Below are 16,696 nucleotides of genomic sequence, written 5' to 3'. Positions count from 1 at the left end.
CTAACTTGGTTAGCTGGTCCTAATCGGGACCAGCTAACCTTTTGCCAAAGCAGAAAGAAGGTGTGGACGTGAAGACTACGCAAGTACAGAGAAAGAGTCTGAAGGACTATGAGCCTTTTATAGAAAGTGATCTATTGGAGAGTATTCTTCAGCTTTCGAGCGAACTCAGGGGTCTGAGAGTTTTGCATGTCAACGCAACATCTTTTGGAGGAGGCGTGGCGGAAATACTACACACTCTGATTCCTCTAATGAAAGACTGTGGCCTCACTGTCGATTGGAAAGTAATTGACGCTCCTTCTCGGTTTTTCGACCTTACAAAAAGGATGCACAACGCACTTCAGGGTAAGGAGGATCGACTATCAGATGAAGACAGGAACCTTTTTGAAAACGTTTCAAAAGACAACGCGAGTTTTATAAAACCAGGTGAATACGATATTGCGGTGATACATGATCCTCAACCGGTAGGTCTTCCTGCCTTTGCAGAGTTCGGAAGTTGCAGGCTTGTATGGAGATGTCACATTGATACTTCCTCACCTAATCGGGTCTTCTGGGATTATTTAAACGGCTTCCTGTCTTACTATAATGCAGCTGTATTCACACTCAAAGACTATGCTAAAGACGGGATTTCAATCGACAAGATCTACGAAATTCCACCTTCAATCGATCCTCTAAGCAACAAGAACAGAGAACTATCGAAGGAAGAGATGCAACAGGCACTAAGAAAACTCGGAATCGAGAGTGGAAAACCCGTTATAACTCAAGTATCAAGGTTCGATCCATGGAAGGATCCGTTGGGAGTTGTAGATGCGTATAGAAAGCTGAAGGAGAGGTTTAGAGAGCTTCAGCTTCTGCTAATAGGGTCGATGGCTTCGGATGATCCCGAGGGCTGGAAGATCTATGAAGACCTTCTAAGATACAGTGGAATGGATTACGACATCAAGGTTCTCTCGAACTTCCAGAATATCAGTGATATCGAGGTGAACGCAGCTCAAAGAGTAAGCAAAGTCGTTCTTCAGAAATCACTTCGCGAGGGTTTTGCTTTGACTGTGAGCGAGGCAATGTGGAAGAAGACTCCCGTAGTTGGGGGAAACGTTGGAGGCATTCCTCTTCAGATTCACCACGGAATTAACGGCTATCTCGTTGAAAGCGTTGAAGATACCGTTGAGTACACTGGAAGAATACTTGATGATCCCGGTCTTGCAAAGGAAATGGGGAACAAGGGATATGAAATAGTGAAGAAAGACTTCCTAAGTACGAGACATCTACATCAATATCTTCAACTTTTCCGAGATCTTGCGAATTGAGAAGGCCCCCGTCCCGGCCATATGCGGAACGGGGAGCTTCATATCAGAGGAGCTTCTCCACCTTTCTTCTTTCAAGATTCTCGTATATGGGCAGACCATGTAGATAGAGATTTGGAGCTTCACCCTGTATGAGCGGTAGTGCATAGGATCTGAACTCCTCAGTAACGTGAAATCCGTCTTCCGAGATGAATTCTCTAGGAAGGTCTTTCGTTCCGTTGGCGATCCTCTCCAGATCAACTGTGCAGTATTTTTTCAGATAGGGCCTATTACTTAATCGGCGAATTGAGACCATCACTCCGCTTACCCCTTCTAGTGCCTCCCTGACTGCTAGTGCTCCTACCTCAACTGCTTCTTGCCAATCTATAAGGCTTGCAATGTGTCTTGAAGACCTCTGAAGATAATCCGGGATAGCGACATGCACTTTGCACTTCAAGGAATCGCGAATTGTCTTTTCGAGGTATTGCCCTATCTTCCCGAGCTGCACATTTCCGAAGGAATCGTAGTATCCGGCAGTAGATATGTATGATCCATCAGGCCTCTTAAGAGCCTCTGACGCAACGATTGAACAATAGCCCTCTCTTACGATTACATCATCTACTTTTGCAATGAAGGCATCTTCGTTGAAGGGTACTTCCGGGAAAAGTATGATCTGAGGACCGTGGAATCGGTCACTACTTGCGAGTGAACCTGAAGCAGCAAGCCAGCCTGAATGACGCCCCATAGACTCCATAATGAAAACCTTTGTGGAATCGCTGTACATTGATCTCAGATCTCTCGTCGCCTCCATTATCGAAATCGCAGTGAATCTTGCTGCGGAACCATATCCAGGACAGTGATCGGTTTCCATGAGATCATTATCAACAGTCTTGGGTACTCCTATCACTTGCAATGAAAAGCCTAGTTCTTTTGCTTTGTTATCGATCTTGTTGGCGGTATCCATTGAATCATTGCCCCCGTTATAGAAGAAGTAACGGATGGAATGAGCGTCGAAGACTCTGAACAATCTATCGAAGTCCTCATCGCTGTCGATTTTCGTTCTGCAAGAGCCGAATACCGCGCCAGGAGTGTAGGGAATCCTGTCTATCTCACTCCGTGTTTCTTCCGTCAAGTCAAGAAGCTCTTCGTTGAGGATTCCTTTGATACCATTTATTCCGGCAAATATCCTGTCGATTCCTTCACTCTCAAGCGCCGCAACAATCGTCCCATAAGCTGATGCGTTAATAACAGAAGTTACGCCGCCTGACTGCGCATACACAGCATTCTTCATTGTCCCACCCCTAAATGAATATACCACACTGAGAGATCACCAGCCACAAAAAAAACAGACGCCCTGAGGCGTCTGTGAAACTCGGGGACTTCTCATCGGCATGCTTCAGTAATAGTTGGCACAGTTACCGAGGCATTACCCCAAATAGTTATGACGTTTTTCATTGAATACAGAGTGTTCTCTACACCGGAGTAACCTGGTTTTTCATCTAGGTTGCACACTATTACGTTCTTCGATTTCTCAACTTCGAGAATTGGCATTCCATATATTGGAGAACCCTTGGCCGTATTAGCAGAAGGATTGACAACATCGCATGCACCCACCACAATTGTTAGGTCAGTGTTTTCGAACTCCGGATTTATCGTATCCATATCGTACAACTTGTCATAATCGATGCCCACTTCGGCAAGCAAGACGTTCATATGCCCGGGCATTCTTCCGGCTACTGGATGTATTCCAATCTTAACTTGCTTTCCAGCCTTCTCCAGACAGTCAATCAGATCCTTGACTTTGCCCTGCGCCTGTGCTACAGCCATTCCATATCCCGGTACTATTATCACGCTCTTTGCCGAGTTAATGACGTCTCCTATCTCCATACTGCCCTTTTTCTCTTCATTGAATCCTTCAAGTTCATTTGAGACGTTTAGCAGATTCTCCGCTCTTCTTGAGTCTGAAACAGTAGTTATTCCAGTTAACACTGCGCTGAGGTTCCTATTCATTGCACGACACATTATTCTTGTCAGAATAAGACCTGAGACTCCAACAACCGCCCCTACTCCTACGAGAAGAGGGTCCTCAACAGCGAAACCAGTTATCGAGGCAGCCACTCCGGAGAACGAGTTTAGTAGAGAGATAACTACTGGCATGTCCGCTCCTCCAACCCGAAGAGCCATTATTACTCCATAGACTGCCGATATTATCGAGAGGAAGACTACCCAAACAGAGTAGATTCCTGTTATGAAGGTGCTTACTAAAACAATTCCAGCGGCTGTTAAGAGTAGTATTCGCTTTAACTTCCCGCTTTCGTCAAGGTTGACAGGTTTTCCCGAAATGATACCCTGCAACTTCATTGCTGCAACCATACTTCCTGTGAAAGTTAATACGCCAACAGAAAGCGCAAGAGAAGCCGTTAACCACAAGTACCAGCTTGCATCGCCTAGAAACTGACTGCTCCCTGCAATTGCAACTAACGCCGAAGCAGCACCACCGAATCCATTTAGCATTCCGACCATTTGTGGCATCTGAATCATCTTCACTACATGGCCGAGTGACACTCCGGCAAACCCTCCAATAACTAACCAAAGCCAAAGAGCGGAATTTCCCATGCCTCCGTAAACGATTATCGTGTATATTATCGCGGCTCCCATAAACGCCGCTCCAATCCTATTGCCAAGAAGAGCAGTTTTTGGAGACTGCATTAATCGGATCTGAAGGATGAATCCAACTATGAATATCGCTGCAATGATAATAATGCTCATTTGTTCTTTCTCCTAACACTAGAATCAAACATCTTCAGCATACGATCTGTTACCCAGAATCCTCCCACAACATTGATCATTGCCAAAACAAGAGCTGCTCCACTAATGAAACGGACTATTCCAGAGTCAATTGTTGCAAAGACAGCGATTGCACCCAGAACGGTAATACCCGACAACGCATTCATACCCGACATAAGAGGAGTATGAAGAAGCGAGGGTACTGAAGATATTATCCTGTAACCTATAATGGCACAGGCGACCAGGAAAATTACTAAAGCCAAGAGCATAGAACTCCTCCTCTTATTGAATAGTGAAAATTATTCTATTATCTCTCCCATGGCCAACAAAGTACCGTGATGAACAATTGATCCCGCATGCGTTACAAGTGTCTCTTTCACAATCTGGTCATCAGAGTCGGTGACGATCTTTCCATCTTTCACCAGGTTGTCCACGAAGTGCCAGATATTGCTAGAGAACATCCTGGTCGAGTCTATCGAAAGTGTGGCAGGGATGTTGAGCATTCCAATCAACCACACTGAATTGTAATCGTATTCCTTACCTTCCTCTGTAAGCGCACAATTGCCCCCCTGATCAATAGCGATGTCAACAATCACAGAGCCTTTTTTCATTGAAGCGACCATTGGTTCAGTTACCAGAATAGGGGCAACCTCTCCCGGAATTAGTGCTGAGAGAATTAGAATGTCGCATGATTCCAAATGCTTTGACAGAATCTCTCTTTCCTTCTCGTACCACTCCTTTGGGAGCCTCTTAGCATAGCCGCCTTTTCCCATGGCCAGTTCCTGCGGCACGTCGAATGGAATTACCTCGACACCAAGCGACTTTGCCTGAGCAGCCGCTTCGGGCCTAATATCAAGTGCCTTCACCTTTGCGCCCAACCTCTTAGCGGTCGCAATTGCCTGAAGGCCAGCCACTCCGATGCCGACAACCACCACTTCAGAAGGAGGTATCATACCTGCAGAAGTAGGCATCATAGGGATGAATTTTCTTATTCTGTTTGCACCAAAGATAACCGATTTATAGCCCGCCACGGTACTCATCGAGGTCAGAGCGTCCATGGACTGAGCCTTTGAGATTCTTGGAATACTGTCCAGGGTGAAACTGGTGATCTCTCTCTCAGCCATAATCCTTATGGCCTTGTGGTTGACATCGTGTGCAGGGTGCAAGAATGCAACAATTGTTGCTCCGCGATTGATTAGCTCGGCCTCATGTTTTCCGAGCGAATTGTTAAACTGCGGTTCCTTGACTTTGAGAATCAAGTTAGCTCTTGAATAGACTTCTTGCGCGGTTGAGACTACTTCAGCTCCAGCAGCTGAATAATCACTATCAAAGAAGAATGCCCCCTCTCCGGCTCGACTCTCAATGACAAACTTAGCGCCGTTCTCAACAAACTTCTTTGCAACATCAGGAGTCACTGCAACGCGGAGCTCACCAGCAAGAATCTCCTTTGGAACACCAATCGTTAGTCCCGAAAACTTCATTCAGAATTCCTCCTTAACAGTCTTTGATTAAAGCACAGCCTCATTATACAATAGAGTTTGAAGAAACGAAACGACCGAATTTCTGCACAGAAACTCGATAAGAGCCAGATATTCGTATGTAGGTGCTCACCCTTCGTGATTTGAGACATTATTCGAAAACGGAGTGTTTCCCAGATTGTTGCGAGCGAAATTCTTGACTCAATATTCTGCCTACGGGCGATCTATCTTACTGTTATTGTGAAGGTTGTCGTGGCCTCCCCGCCTTTGAGATCACTAGCTCTAAGCATAACTGTGCTTGATCCAAGTGTTTCAGGAATGAATGAGTAGATGCTACCGGTCAACACTCCAGGTCCATAGATTAGTTCGTATCTAAGATAGTCTCCGTCGGGGTCGCTGCTGAACTGTCTCAAGTCAAGCCGAAGAGTTCTTGAGATTATTGTGGTTTGATCTGGAATATTGAATTCGGGCGGCCTGTTCGTATCCGTAACGAGCACGTCAAAAGAAGCATTTGCCGTACCTCCCTTACCGTCTGAAGCACTTACGACGAATGTGTAGAAGCCGTAATCCTCGTACCCAGGTTCAATTATCAGCCTGCTTCCTTCGATCGTTCCCATTCCCTGAACGATCTCAAATGATAGATTGTCATTGTCCGGATCAGATGAGTATTCATTCAGATCAACAACAAGTCTAGAACCTTCTGCTATCGTGAACCCAGGTATGTTCAAAACAGGGGGCCTATTGCTCTCTCTGACATCAATTCTTACCGTTGCTCTTGCCGATCCGCCCTTTCCATCGCTCACTGAAATAACCGCTTCGTAGCTTCCCGCGCTGCCATAGTCTGCGTCAAAAGTGTAAGTTCTTCCCTGAATTGTTCCCGGACCCGAAACCAGTGAGTAGCTAAGCGGGTCATTATCTGGATCGGAAGCGTGATCTGAAAGGTTAATCGTCAGCCTTTCTCCCTCAGAAATCCTCCTCGGGAGAATTGAGATCACAGGCGGGTTATTTGTTTGACTTACATTGAAGATCACTGTTCTGTCTACCGATCCGCCCTTTCCATCGGAGGCTCTGATAGTTGCTGAGTATCTTCCTGGATCAGATGATTGAAAAGTATACTGACTACCGGCGATTCTTCCGGAACCGCTGACAAGCTGGTATGAAAGTACGTCTCCGTCAGGATCTGAGAAGTAACTGCCAAGGTTAAGCGTAAGTTGTTCATTAACTTCAATCGTTCTCTCGGGAATGTTCGAAGCTACCGGTGCTCTGTTTCTAGTGGCGATACTGATTTGAAAGCTATCTTCAACAGTATTTAGACCGTCCGAAATCTGTAGAACAACGGTCTTTATGCCTGAGTCATTCTCGGTACTTGTATATGAATAGAGTGATCTCTCTACCTCACCAGGGCCCGAACTAATTCTTATCGAAACTGGATCATTTTCTGGATCCCTTATGAAGGTTCGGAGATCCAGAACGAGTGTATTGCCCTGGTCCAGAGTCTGATCAGGGATGCTCGACACCGGTGGAAGATTTCTTGTTTCAGCTGTTACTAATCGCGAAGAAGTATCTGTTCCTTCGGGAGTAATGGTGACTGCTGTTGCTGACTCGATTGTTGTGGAGTCAGCTGATGGTGTTGATGGAGTTGTAATGAACGCCTTATTCAATATCAAGAATGTTGAATCATCATTTCCCCCGCGACCGTCAAGAACTGTTATGGTTATACTCTCCTCTGTTCTTGTTGCAAAGTCCGGTTTGTACGTGTAGCTGCTGCCAATTATCTGACCGCTGCCTGAAGAGATTCTGTACGTAAGAGGATCCAAATCTGGATCTTCTGCGAACTCATCAAGATCTATGGAAACGGTTTCGTTGTGCGCAATCACCTGATCCGGCACTGATAGCACTGGTGGACGATTCACTTCCCTAACGGTAACGACAAATGTGGATTCGGCAGTTTGCTCTTTCTGGTCAGCAACCGAAATCGTCACAGTGTGTTTTCCAGACTGCTGATAACTCGGCGAGAATGTATAGAATGTCTCCCTGATTTCTCCAGGGCCCGCTAACTTTCTGTAGGTGAGAGATGCCATCTTTTCGTCGCTTGAGTAATCGTGTAGATCTATAGAAAGAATGTCACCCTCGTTGATTATCATGTCTGGAATGCTCATTACAGGGGGTTTGTTAAGCATATCAGGAAGCAATCTGATGGCAAATACGACTGCTACCACGACCATCAACAACGCCCAGAAGAACCATTTTCTCATACCGCAAAACCTCCATAGAGACCATAATAGTTATCAAGTCTATTATAATCTTATTCCTGTTCTATGCCCAAATGGAATGGGTTCTGAATACCTTTAGTGAGAACTCCTCACAATCGTTAGTCGGAGACTCGCATACTGTTTAACACGTCTAACCATGTTGCCTTTCATTTGTTTCCCTGTGGGTAAATTTTAACCTAATACCTGGCATAAGGGGCGATCAATATGCTAGAATCTACTTGATAGAAAAATCACAATCTAGTTTCTTCTCTCTCAATAACTGAAGATTTCGAATGGAGGTGCTGTTCGGTGCCCGTGACAATTACCATTAACGGCAAGGACTATTCCGTGAAAGAGGATCAGAGTATTCTTGAGGCTTGCCGTGAAGTTGGAATGGATATTCCAACGCTCTGTTATCACCCTGCCCTCTCTGTTGTTGGATCATGCAGGGTCTGTGTCGTCGAGGTTGAGGGAGCTCGTAATCTCTCGCCCGCATGCGCAACTCAGGTCGCTGATGGAATGAAGATTAAGACGAATTCTGAAAGAGTGAACAAGGCCGTAAGATTCAACCTTGGTCTTCTGCTTTCAAATCACCCCAATGACTGTATGACCTGTGATGTGAATGGTAGATGCGAGTTTCAGGATCTGATATATCAATACGATGTTAAAGACATGTTCCCGAAGACCCTCAGAAATGTTTCTTATGACACTTCCAGTCCATCGCTGTTCAGAGACATGAACAAGTGTATTGATTGTGGAAGATGCGTTAGAGCATGTGATGAACTCCAGGGCCTATCAATTCTATCACCTGTAAATAGGGGATATCATGTTCTGCCTTTACCCGCTCTCGGAGCCCCTATTGCAGCTACTGACTGTATAAATTGTGGTCAGTGCTCAGCGGTATGCCCGGTTGGAGCTATTACCGAAAGGATGGAGTTCAGAGATGTTGTTGCCGAACTGAAGAGACATGATAAAGTTCTCATTGCGCAGACGGCTCCTTCAGTGCGCGTTGCGTTGGCTGAAGAGTTTGGAGAACTTCCCGGAACCGTTAGCACCGGCAAGATGGTTGCTGCACTCAGAAAGCTAGGGTTCGACTATGTGTTCGATACGAATTTCTCTGCTGACCTGACAATTCTGGAGGAAGGCTCGGAACTACTCGAAAGAGTTAAGGAAGGTGGAAAGTTCCCGATGTTCACCTCTTGTTGCCCTGGATGGGTTAACATGATGGAGAAACTATACCCGGAGTACACCGAGAACCTTTCAACTGCCAAGTCTCCTCAAGAAATGATGAGTGCTCTTGTCAAGACTTTCTTCGCTGAGAAGATTGGTAAAAGGCCGGAAGACATTTACCTTGTCTCCATCATGCCTTGTACTGCTAAGAAAGATGAGAAGGGGAGAGATACACTTCAGGTAAGAGGTGCCCAATCGACGGATGCAGTTCTGGTAACCAGGGAGCTCGGGAAACTTATCAAAATGCATAAGATACCCTTCGAGTCGCTTGAAGAGGAAGAATACGACAATCCTCTTGGGATCTCAACAGGAGCTGCAGCTATCTTCGGAGCAACTGGAGGCGTCATGGAAGCGGCTTTGAGAACCGCGTATGAGGTTTACACCGGGGAAGAGCTGCCACGACTTGACTTCGACTTTGCTCGCGGACTCGAAGGTGTGAAGGAAGCCGAAATAGAAATGAAGGGCACTAAAGTAAAAGTTGCGATTGCTCATGGTGGAAGCAATGTTGTCAAGTTGATGGACAAGATACGTTCAGGTGAAGCCTTCTACCATTTTGTCGAGATAATGGCATGTCCAGGTGGCTGTATAGGTGGCGGCGGTCAACCGAAATCGAGTGTTCCTGGTTATTTGGAAAAGAGAATGGAAGCAATATATAGTATTGACAGGTCTTCCAAAATCAGGAAATCTCATGAAAATCCCGGGATTCTAAAGCTTTACGAAGAGTATTTGGAGAAGCCCCTAGGACACCTCTCACACGAACTACTCCATACTCATTACAAGAACAACAGCAAGAGCGTAATTGAGAGAAAGAAGGAGCTTGAGGAAATCGCCAAAGGGTAGCTATGATGAAGAAGTTAATCCGAGGGGCCAGGTGCCCCTCGTTTCTATTCAGCCATCGCTTCTCAGCAGAGCCAGAAACACTGCAAAGGGTGTTTTCAAGAGACACCTGAAGTCTAGCGTCAACGACCTGTTCTTGACATAATAGAGGTCGTAAGCAGTTTTTACTTTGTACTCTTCAAGTGTTGTTGTGTACTTGTAATTGATCTGCGCCCAACCGGTGAGTCCGGGTTTGACTAAGAGTCTTAGTGGGTAATCGGGTATGTTCTCCATTCCAAGGCTGTGAAATGATGGGAGCTCTGGCCTTGGCCCGACTAAGCTCATGTCTCCCTTTATGATGTTGATTATCTGAGGAAGTTCATCCAATCTTAGAGGTCTCAAGAATCTGCCGAGGCGAGTAATCCTATCTTTACCCGCCTTTGTTTCAAAAGTTCTAAACTTATACATTTCGAATTCCCTGCAGTCCTTTCCGATCCTCTTCTGGCAAATAAATACAGGCCTTCCGCTAGAGATAACTGAGGTCAGCACAATTACTCCGATGACAGGGCCGAACAGGACGAGTATCGTGACTCCGAGGACTATGTCAAGTACTCTCTTGATTCTATCGTAGGCTTTCTTGGTTTCTATTGGTTCTCTTTCGATAAGCATCAACTTCTCTTCATTGAAGCTCTCGTGAGAAAGCCTGTATAGAAAGAAGTATCTCAGAGCGGTAAGTGCCAGAGTAGGTAGGGCTATCCATGGTGATAAACGAATCAACAAAGCCCCGAATAAGCAAGACAAAACAACGGATCCAAGGGAAGAAGCCTTCTGCTTATCTGGATCGGAAAAAGTGATTCCCTCGTAACCGCGCATAGAAAAGCTAATAAAGACACATACACCAAGAGCTGCGATAAACGCATCAAAACCGTTCAATAAGAGCGGCAAAGCTAGAGAAAGATCCAGCAAATACCATAGCCTGTCCATCGTTATATTGTCTCATCTTTACAACGATATTGGAACCAGCAATTTCGCAAAATATTGAATCTTGAAAGAGGATTTGCGGTATCATGTAAATTAGGAGGTCCACGGTGAAAAAACTATATCTGAGTGATCTTCACATAGGTGACGGAACGTTAAAGGATGACTTCAAGTTCGATTCGGATCTCATCGAGCTGATACTCAGCTCCAAGGACAAAGGTTTCGGCGAGATCGTGATTGTTGGTGATGGTCTTGAGTTGCTGATATCAGAGTTTATTAGAAGCAGACGGATGTTGCCTTTTGACAGATTGCTGAAAGAGATCGATGTATCGATTGTCGATGCCATTGAGAGCAAACATCAGGAAGTGTTCAGAGCATTCAGAGAGTTCGCCGAGAGTGGAAGAGTGAAATACGTTGTTGGAAACCATGATTCCCTTTTGCTTTTCAGTGAGAGACTCCGTCACAAGTTGAAGGAGTTACTGGGAGACGAAGAGAAGGTTGAAATCCTGCCTTATTATCTTGACAGAGAGTTCAAGACTTTGGCCATTCACGGCAATCAGTACGACATTGTGAACAGATTCTTCAGAGATAGGAAGAACGGCAATCTTATGCAGCCTTTTGGTGACTATATGGCCCGTTTCATGATGGAGAACTTTGACAAATGTCTCATGAGAACCGAGCTTCCCGAGCAGGTGGTAAGGGATTATCAGAATGTACACCCTACTCTCGATGTATTTCAGTGGCTTGAATACTTAAGGAGAGTGTATGAGGTCGACTCGGACTTACAGGCGGAGTGGTCAAGGCAATTTCTTATTCTTTTGAAGAGCCATGATGCACAACGTTGGATAGATGCTAACTGGCCGGTTTTGAAGGTCATTGAGGGGTTGTTTGTGAACAGGCACGGCGGTATGAAACTCGGAAGTCTGATGGTGAGAATCGTGATGGCAGTCAGAAAGTTGAAGAAGACTGACAATCTATATAGGCAAGGGAGAAGACTGCTTGGTGCGGAGGGAAAGAAAGGCTTTCAAAAGGCCATGAACAGTGAGTTCTTTCTGATGTATGGTGACAAAGCCCCGCCTATCGTTCCAGGTGAACTGAAAGGTGTTGTGATGGGTCATAATCACCGCCACGTATTGCGGATGATTTCGAGCAACGGAGAAGAGAAATTCTACGCTAATGCCGGGACATGGAAGCCCGTTGTAGAGATGATAGATGATAATCCTAAGAACGGTTTTGCAAGAAGAGTTGAGCTGGGGTACATCACTATAGAGATGATTTCTAACGAGTTTCTTGTTCAGTCGAACCATATCAAGAAACTTAGTGGCCTGCGGTTATCCGAGGATACAATAGAGCGGAATGCCGACAGTTCTATTTCGCACGAGATTGGACTAAGAGTCTGAGGAGGGATTCACGTTGCACTATTACAGAGGTTCCACGATAGTGCCGATTATCATTACTTTGCTCCTGGTAATAGTAGCTGCCGTAGTTGCAGCATTTTTCCTCTGGCCCGTTCCAGAACCGAAAATACTTATCTCGAATGTCTCGCCAATTCCGAAAAATGCAGAGAGAATCCAATATGCTGAAAAGGTAGAATTAAGATGGGAAGCTGTATATGAACGTCCCAGGCATGGCCTCTTAGCAGAAGTCTTCGCTGGCAAGGACAGAAATAGTTTGACCAGATTGGCACTTGACCTTCAGGGTGATCTGACCTCCCCTACTGAGGGGATATTTTCCTTCTCTCATGAGTTTGAGGTTGATCCTCATTCTCAGTATTGGTGGAAAGTAAGGGTTTACACAGAAGGCGGAAAATCTGCAGAAAGTGAAATCTGGACGTTCGTACTCATGAATACTTATCCTAGAAGACCAGAGCTAATTCCACCCGGCAGAAACCTGGGAAACGTCCCCCTAAAAGATCTGACACTTAACTGGAGTTCCAATGATCCTGATGGAGATGAGTTAGTATACGACGTGTATTTTGGCAGAGAGCCAAGATTAGATGAGAAGGACCTTCTCATTAGAGGAACGCACGAAACGATGGTTGACGTTTCGTTACTAAAGAGACTTGATTACTCGACGAAGTATTACTGGAAAGTCGTTGCGAAGGACTCGTATGGAGGTGAATCTACTTCTTATACTGAGAGTTTCACAACACAGATGAGGGCAGATCTTCCTGCAGTTACGCCGGAAAACCCAAGAAGCGGAGCTAGCGATTTCGATGCTGGAAGGAGGAGCCTCTCATGGAAGACCTCACTTCCTCTCGAGTACTATCCCGAACCACTTTATTTCGATGTCTATCTTGCGGAAGGTCAGTCGAGGCATTCCCTCATCGGAACCACGAATTCAACGGATATAGTTATTCCTTCTCTTAAAGGACACACAACTTACAGCTGGTATGTTGTAGTGAGGGACGCATCAGGTAAGGAGAAGAAGAGCGAAGAGTGGATCTTCCGGACTTCAAACAGAGCTCCTGTAATTGATATGAAGTATCCCTTTGCACCTCCCGGGCAGTCCTCAATACCGGTAACTTGGAGCGTAGTGGATCCCGATGGGGATAGTGTTACAACCGAGGTCTTCTTCGGGGCTGAAGATGAAGAACCTGTCAGGATTGCTTCGGGCAGAATGACATCCGTTTTTCTTTCAGCTCTGGACGAGGGGACTAGTTACAGTTTAGTCATAAAAGCCAGTGACAATCATGGTGGCGAGGCAAGCAAAGAGATGCAAATAGTACCGGGAAACCGAGCTCCTAGTGTAGCCGTTGTTAACCCGGTTTCTCGGGAAGGGGTAGAGCCATCGGCTGTCTCTTTCAGGTGGGTCGGCGAGGATCAAGATGGCGACTCGATAAGCTATGAGCTTCATCTGAAGTCGCTAGATGATTCTAGAGTTATTGGACCTATAGATTCTCAAGAACGTGTAGTACGAGATCTTGGAGAAAACGAAGAGTACAGTTGGTATGTTGTTGCGACTGACTCTAGGGGCGCATTTGTCAGAAGCGAAGAAGCGGTCTTCAGAACGGGAGATAAGTCGCTGGCACTAGTTCTACCGGTATCGCCCAGACCTGGAGAAGAAGAAGTACCCCGGTCGCACACCCGTTTCATTTGGGAAATCGATGGAGAGAGAGAGGGTCTTTCTTACAGGTTTGTTCTTGCAAATGACATCGAGATGAACAACACAGTCATCGAACGCGTCCTCGATGGACCGGATATTGAGCTTACTCAGGATATATTGAGCAACACCAGGTACTTCTGGCGGGTAGATTTGATCAAGGACGGTTCCGAAATTGCAGGAGAAATCTGGTCTTTTGAGACCGAAAACCTCCCACCCGAGGTTCCGCGCCTCATATTCCCAATGGACGGTGCTTCGGAAGTCTCTACAAGGGATCTGACCCTGAGATGGGAAGGTAACGACCCGGACGGGGTAATCGTTTCAACAAAGATCTACTTGCGCGGAACCGAATTCGTTGAGAAAGAGTATTCTGCCTCAGAGAGTTCTTTCACTATCGATGAGCTTGAACCTGGGCGAAGATATGAGTGGGCCGTGGAAATTATTGATGATGGTGGGAAGAGCTCCAAGAGCAGGTACTCATCGTTTGTTACAGGCAACCAGAAGCCAGTCATCAAGCTTCTTCAACCTTCTCGCATGTTCCTGGAGGGGGCAACGACGCCTCTTGTTGTTGAATGGGAGCTGGACGATCCTGAAGGAGAAGACCTTGAGGTGGGAGTATATGTCGACCTTGCCGAAGAGTCGTTGGGGCGCCCGGTAGCTATCGGAAATAACCTTGAGAGATATGTCATAACCAACCTCATTTCCGGAAGGGATTACTTGTTGACAATCGTGGCAGAGGATCCCGGAGGTGAAAAAGGGATTCTCGAAATACCGATAAAAAGCCGTGTTTCGGGACTAGACTACATTTATCCTTCCGGTGGAGTATTCGAGAACGACAGAGAGTTCTCTTGGTCATATTCACAACAGAGTTCGGGATACGTCTTCCGACTTTATGATTCAGATCATAACCCCATTGTCAGAAGAGTTGTTCAGGACAACAAATACAGACCCGAACTATCTTTTGAGGATGGTAGACAGTACTTCTGGGCTGTATCTGTCTTGAGAGACAACGTCGAGTATGCAGGCGAGCCGGTCAGTTTCATTTCCGGACAGCCGTTTGGAGTGTTGCTTGAAGCGCCGAGGAACGGAGAAAAAGTGTCGGCTTCGGGAGTAACATTGAAATGGGTTTTAGACGGTGATACAGAAATGATAAGGCAGAAGGAAGTCTATTTTGGAGAACTGGGTAGCCTTTCACGTTACACGGTTTCGAGCGACAGTTATCAAACAGGAAGGCTTCTTCCGGGACGAACATATGAATGGTTCGTTCAGTTGACAGACAATAGTGGAGCCACAATAAGAAGCGAGACTTTCCGATTCTCAGTTGAAAACAGACCTCCAGAACTGTCTTTAATCAGTCCCGTCGATGGAAGGGCGATCGGTGAAACGTATGTTGATTTGACATGGTCAGGCTATGATCCTGACGGAGATCAGCTGAGGTATTCGGTGTATTTTGGTTCGGGATCTGATCTTGAGCTTTATAGAGAGTCAATGCAGACAAATCAAATCAGAATATCCGGTCTAATCATGAATCGAATCTATAGATGGTACGTTGTGGCAACGGACGGCGAAAACACAGTTACCTCAGAGACGAGGACCCTTTATGTGGTAACGAGTCAAGTCGATCTGCAGGTAGAGGCTCCAGCTGCAGATTCAGTTGCCGATATCAGACCTGTCTTCTCTTGGAAGGTTACGGGAGCGCAGGCGGGAGAGTTCAGAATTTATCTGGGCGAGTCTCAAGATCAGATGTCTCTAGTAGCTACGACAGCGGGTAACTCATTTCAGTATCAGGACCGACTGAAGGAAGACAGTACGTATTACTGGAAAGTTGAGCTGTGGAGGGACGGGAGTCTGCTTGCATCAACTTCAACAGTTCAGTTCAGAACGCAGTCTTCTGGAGAACCGCAACTTCATGATCAAAGAAGTGTAACAGCGATCTACTTCGGAGAGGCATTGAATATAGTTTCTTTGGATACTTCGGGCCTCGATATCATGGAGGTTCGTTATAACTATGATGGTGAAGTGCCTGTTGTGGTCAAAGGTAATCTTGTCTACGTGATAGAAGGGACGGGAAGACTAACAACCATTGATTATAGTTCGGGTGAGGCAAAGGTTATTGGAACGATCGCAACAAATACCTCTCCGGTCAAAATAGTGCTTGAGGGAGGTTACCTTTGGATTCTAGACAATAAGAGCGCTGGAGTCGTTGTCAGAGTCTCCCTTAATAGCAGCGGAATTCCCGAAGGGATGGATGTTGTTTACAGAGATTGGACAACGCCGGTAGATTTGTTCGTTACTGAGGACCTTTCAAGAATCTATTTGGCCGATGCTCTCTCAGGAATAAAGATCCTTCAGAGAGAAGGGACGGGATACGTCGATCGCACTTCAAGCTTCGATCTTTCTCTCGAAGGTTATTCTAGAGCCGTTGCCGAGAAGGACGGCATTGTCTTTTCCGGGGAAGCGGGCATAAACGGTGGACTGAAACTCATAGATACTTTGAGATCGCTGAAGAGCACCGTTGGAAGGTACTACATTGTCTTGAAGATCGAAGTCTCAGACGATATTCTCTACGCTTCAACCGACAAAGGAGTAGCGATTGTTGACATAAGCACTCCGGCATCTCCAGTTGTGCTAAGAGATCTGGAGCTTACGCAGGTAGATGAAATCTCAGTCTCGGGGAGGCTTATGATAGTGAAATCGGGAAACAGGATGTTAATATACGACGTAGAAAGACCAAATGATCCTATTTTGTTGGAAAGCAGAAATCAATAGCATC

The 16,696-nt window shown here is 45.9% G+C and carries 10 protein-coding genes; 4 read left to right on the top strand and 6 right to left on the bottom strand.

Annotated elements, in window-relative coordinates; all coding sequences use genetic code 11:
- Nucleotides 1–68 precede the first annotated feature (68 nt).
- The gene (locus tag B3K91_RS13335; RefSeq protein ID WP_292588699.1) at nucleotides 69–1,304 is read left to right on the top strand and encodes a glycosyltransferase; all 1,236 of its coding nucleotides are present in this window, start codon (nucleotides 69–71) and stop codon (nucleotides 1,302–1,304) included.
- Between the two features lie 43 nt (nucleotides 1,305–1,347).
- On the opposite strand, the gene B3K91_RS13330 is transcribed toward B3K91_RS13335, so the two are convergent.
- The 5 genes from B3K91_RS13330 to B3K91_RS13310 all read right to left on the bottom strand — a co-directional run bounded on the left by B3K91_RS13330 (nucleotide 1,348) and on the right by B3K91_RS13310 (nucleotide 7,800).
- Nucleotides 1,348–2,571 (bottom strand): 6-phosphofructokinase, encoded by a 1,224-nt coding sequence (locus B3K91_RS13330; RefSeq protein WP_214079364.1) that lies wholly within the window; start codon nucleotides 2,569–2,571, stop codon nucleotides 1,348–1,350.
- A gap of 92 nt (nucleotides 2,572–2,663) precedes the next feature.
- The gene (locus B3K91_RS13325; RefSeq protein WP_292595389.1) at nucleotides 2,664–4,049 is read right to left on the bottom strand and encodes an NAD(P)(+) transhydrogenase (Re/Si-specific) subunit beta; all 1,386 of its coding nucleotides are present in this window, start codon (nucleotides 4,047–4,049) and stop codon (nucleotides 2,664–2,666) included.
- A complete protein-coding gene (locus tag B3K91_RS13320) occupies nucleotides 4,046–4,336 on the bottom strand; it encodes an NAD(P) transhydrogenase subunit alpha (protein WP_214060480.1) in 291 nt (96 codons plus the stop codon). The genes B3K91_RS13325 and B3K91_RS13320 overlap by 4 nt, the downstream gene beginning before the upstream one ends.
- A gap of 30 nt (nucleotides 4,337–4,366) precedes the next feature.
- Nucleotides 4,367–5,548, bottom strand: a complete 1,182-nt coding sequence (locus B3K91_RS13315) for an NAD(P) transhydrogenase subunit alpha (RefSeq protein WP_214078421.1) — start codon at nucleotides 5,546–5,548, stop codon at nucleotides 4,367–4,369.
- 221 nt (nucleotides 5,549–5,769) lie between these two features.
- On the bottom strand, nucleotides 5,770–7,800 hold the full coding sequence (locus B3K91_RS13310) for an Ig-like domain-containing protein (RefSeq protein WP_292592196.1): 2,031 nt from the start codon (nucleotides 7,798–7,800) through the stop codon (nucleotides 5,770–5,772).
- Nucleotides 7,801–8,106: 306 nt separating this feature from the next.
- On the opposite strand from B3K91_RS13310, the gene B3K91_RS13305 reads away from it, so the two are divergent.
- The gene (locus B3K91_RS13305; protein WP_292592197.1) at nucleotides 8,107–9,867 is read left to right on the top strand and encodes an NADH-dependent [FeFe] hydrogenase, group A6; all 1,761 of its coding nucleotides are present in this window, start codon (nucleotides 8,107–8,109) and stop codon (nucleotides 9,865–9,867) included.
- A 48-nt stretch (nucleotides 9,868–9,915) separates the two neighbouring features.
- Here B3K91_RS13305 and B3K91_RS13300 read toward each other — a convergent pair whose 3' ends face one another.
- Nucleotides 9,916–10,827: a sugar transferase gene (locus B3K91_RS13300; protein WP_292595386.1), complete on the bottom strand. Its 912-nt coding sequence runs from the start codon at nucleotides 10,825–10,827 to the stop codon at nucleotides 9,916–9,918.
- Between the two features lie 104 nt (nucleotides 10,828–10,931).
- Between B3K91_RS13300 and B3K91_RS13295 the strand changes: the two genes are divergently transcribed.
- Nucleotides 10,932–12,221, top strand: coding sequence for a hypothetical protein (locus B3K91_RS13295; protein WP_214078418.1), 1,290 nt, complete (start codon nucleotides 10,932–10,934; stop codon nucleotides 12,219–12,221).
- 13 nt (nucleotides 12,222–12,234) lie between these two features.
- On the top strand, nucleotides 12,235–16,692 hold the full coding sequence (locus B3K91_RS13290; protein WP_292588687.1) for a fibronectin type III domain-containing protein: 4,458 nt from the start codon (nucleotides 12,235–12,237) through the stop codon (nucleotides 16,690–16,692).
- The last annotated feature ends 4 nt before the right edge of the window (nucleotides 16,693–16,696 follow it).

This window comes from Mesotoga sp. UBA5847, assembly GCF_002432735.1.
Lineage (GTDB): Bacteria > Thermotogota > Thermotogae > Petrotogales > Kosmotogaceae > Mesotoga.
The sequence above is the reverse complement of the archived record's forward strand: the minus strand, read 5'-3'. Positions and strand labels throughout refer to the sequence as shown.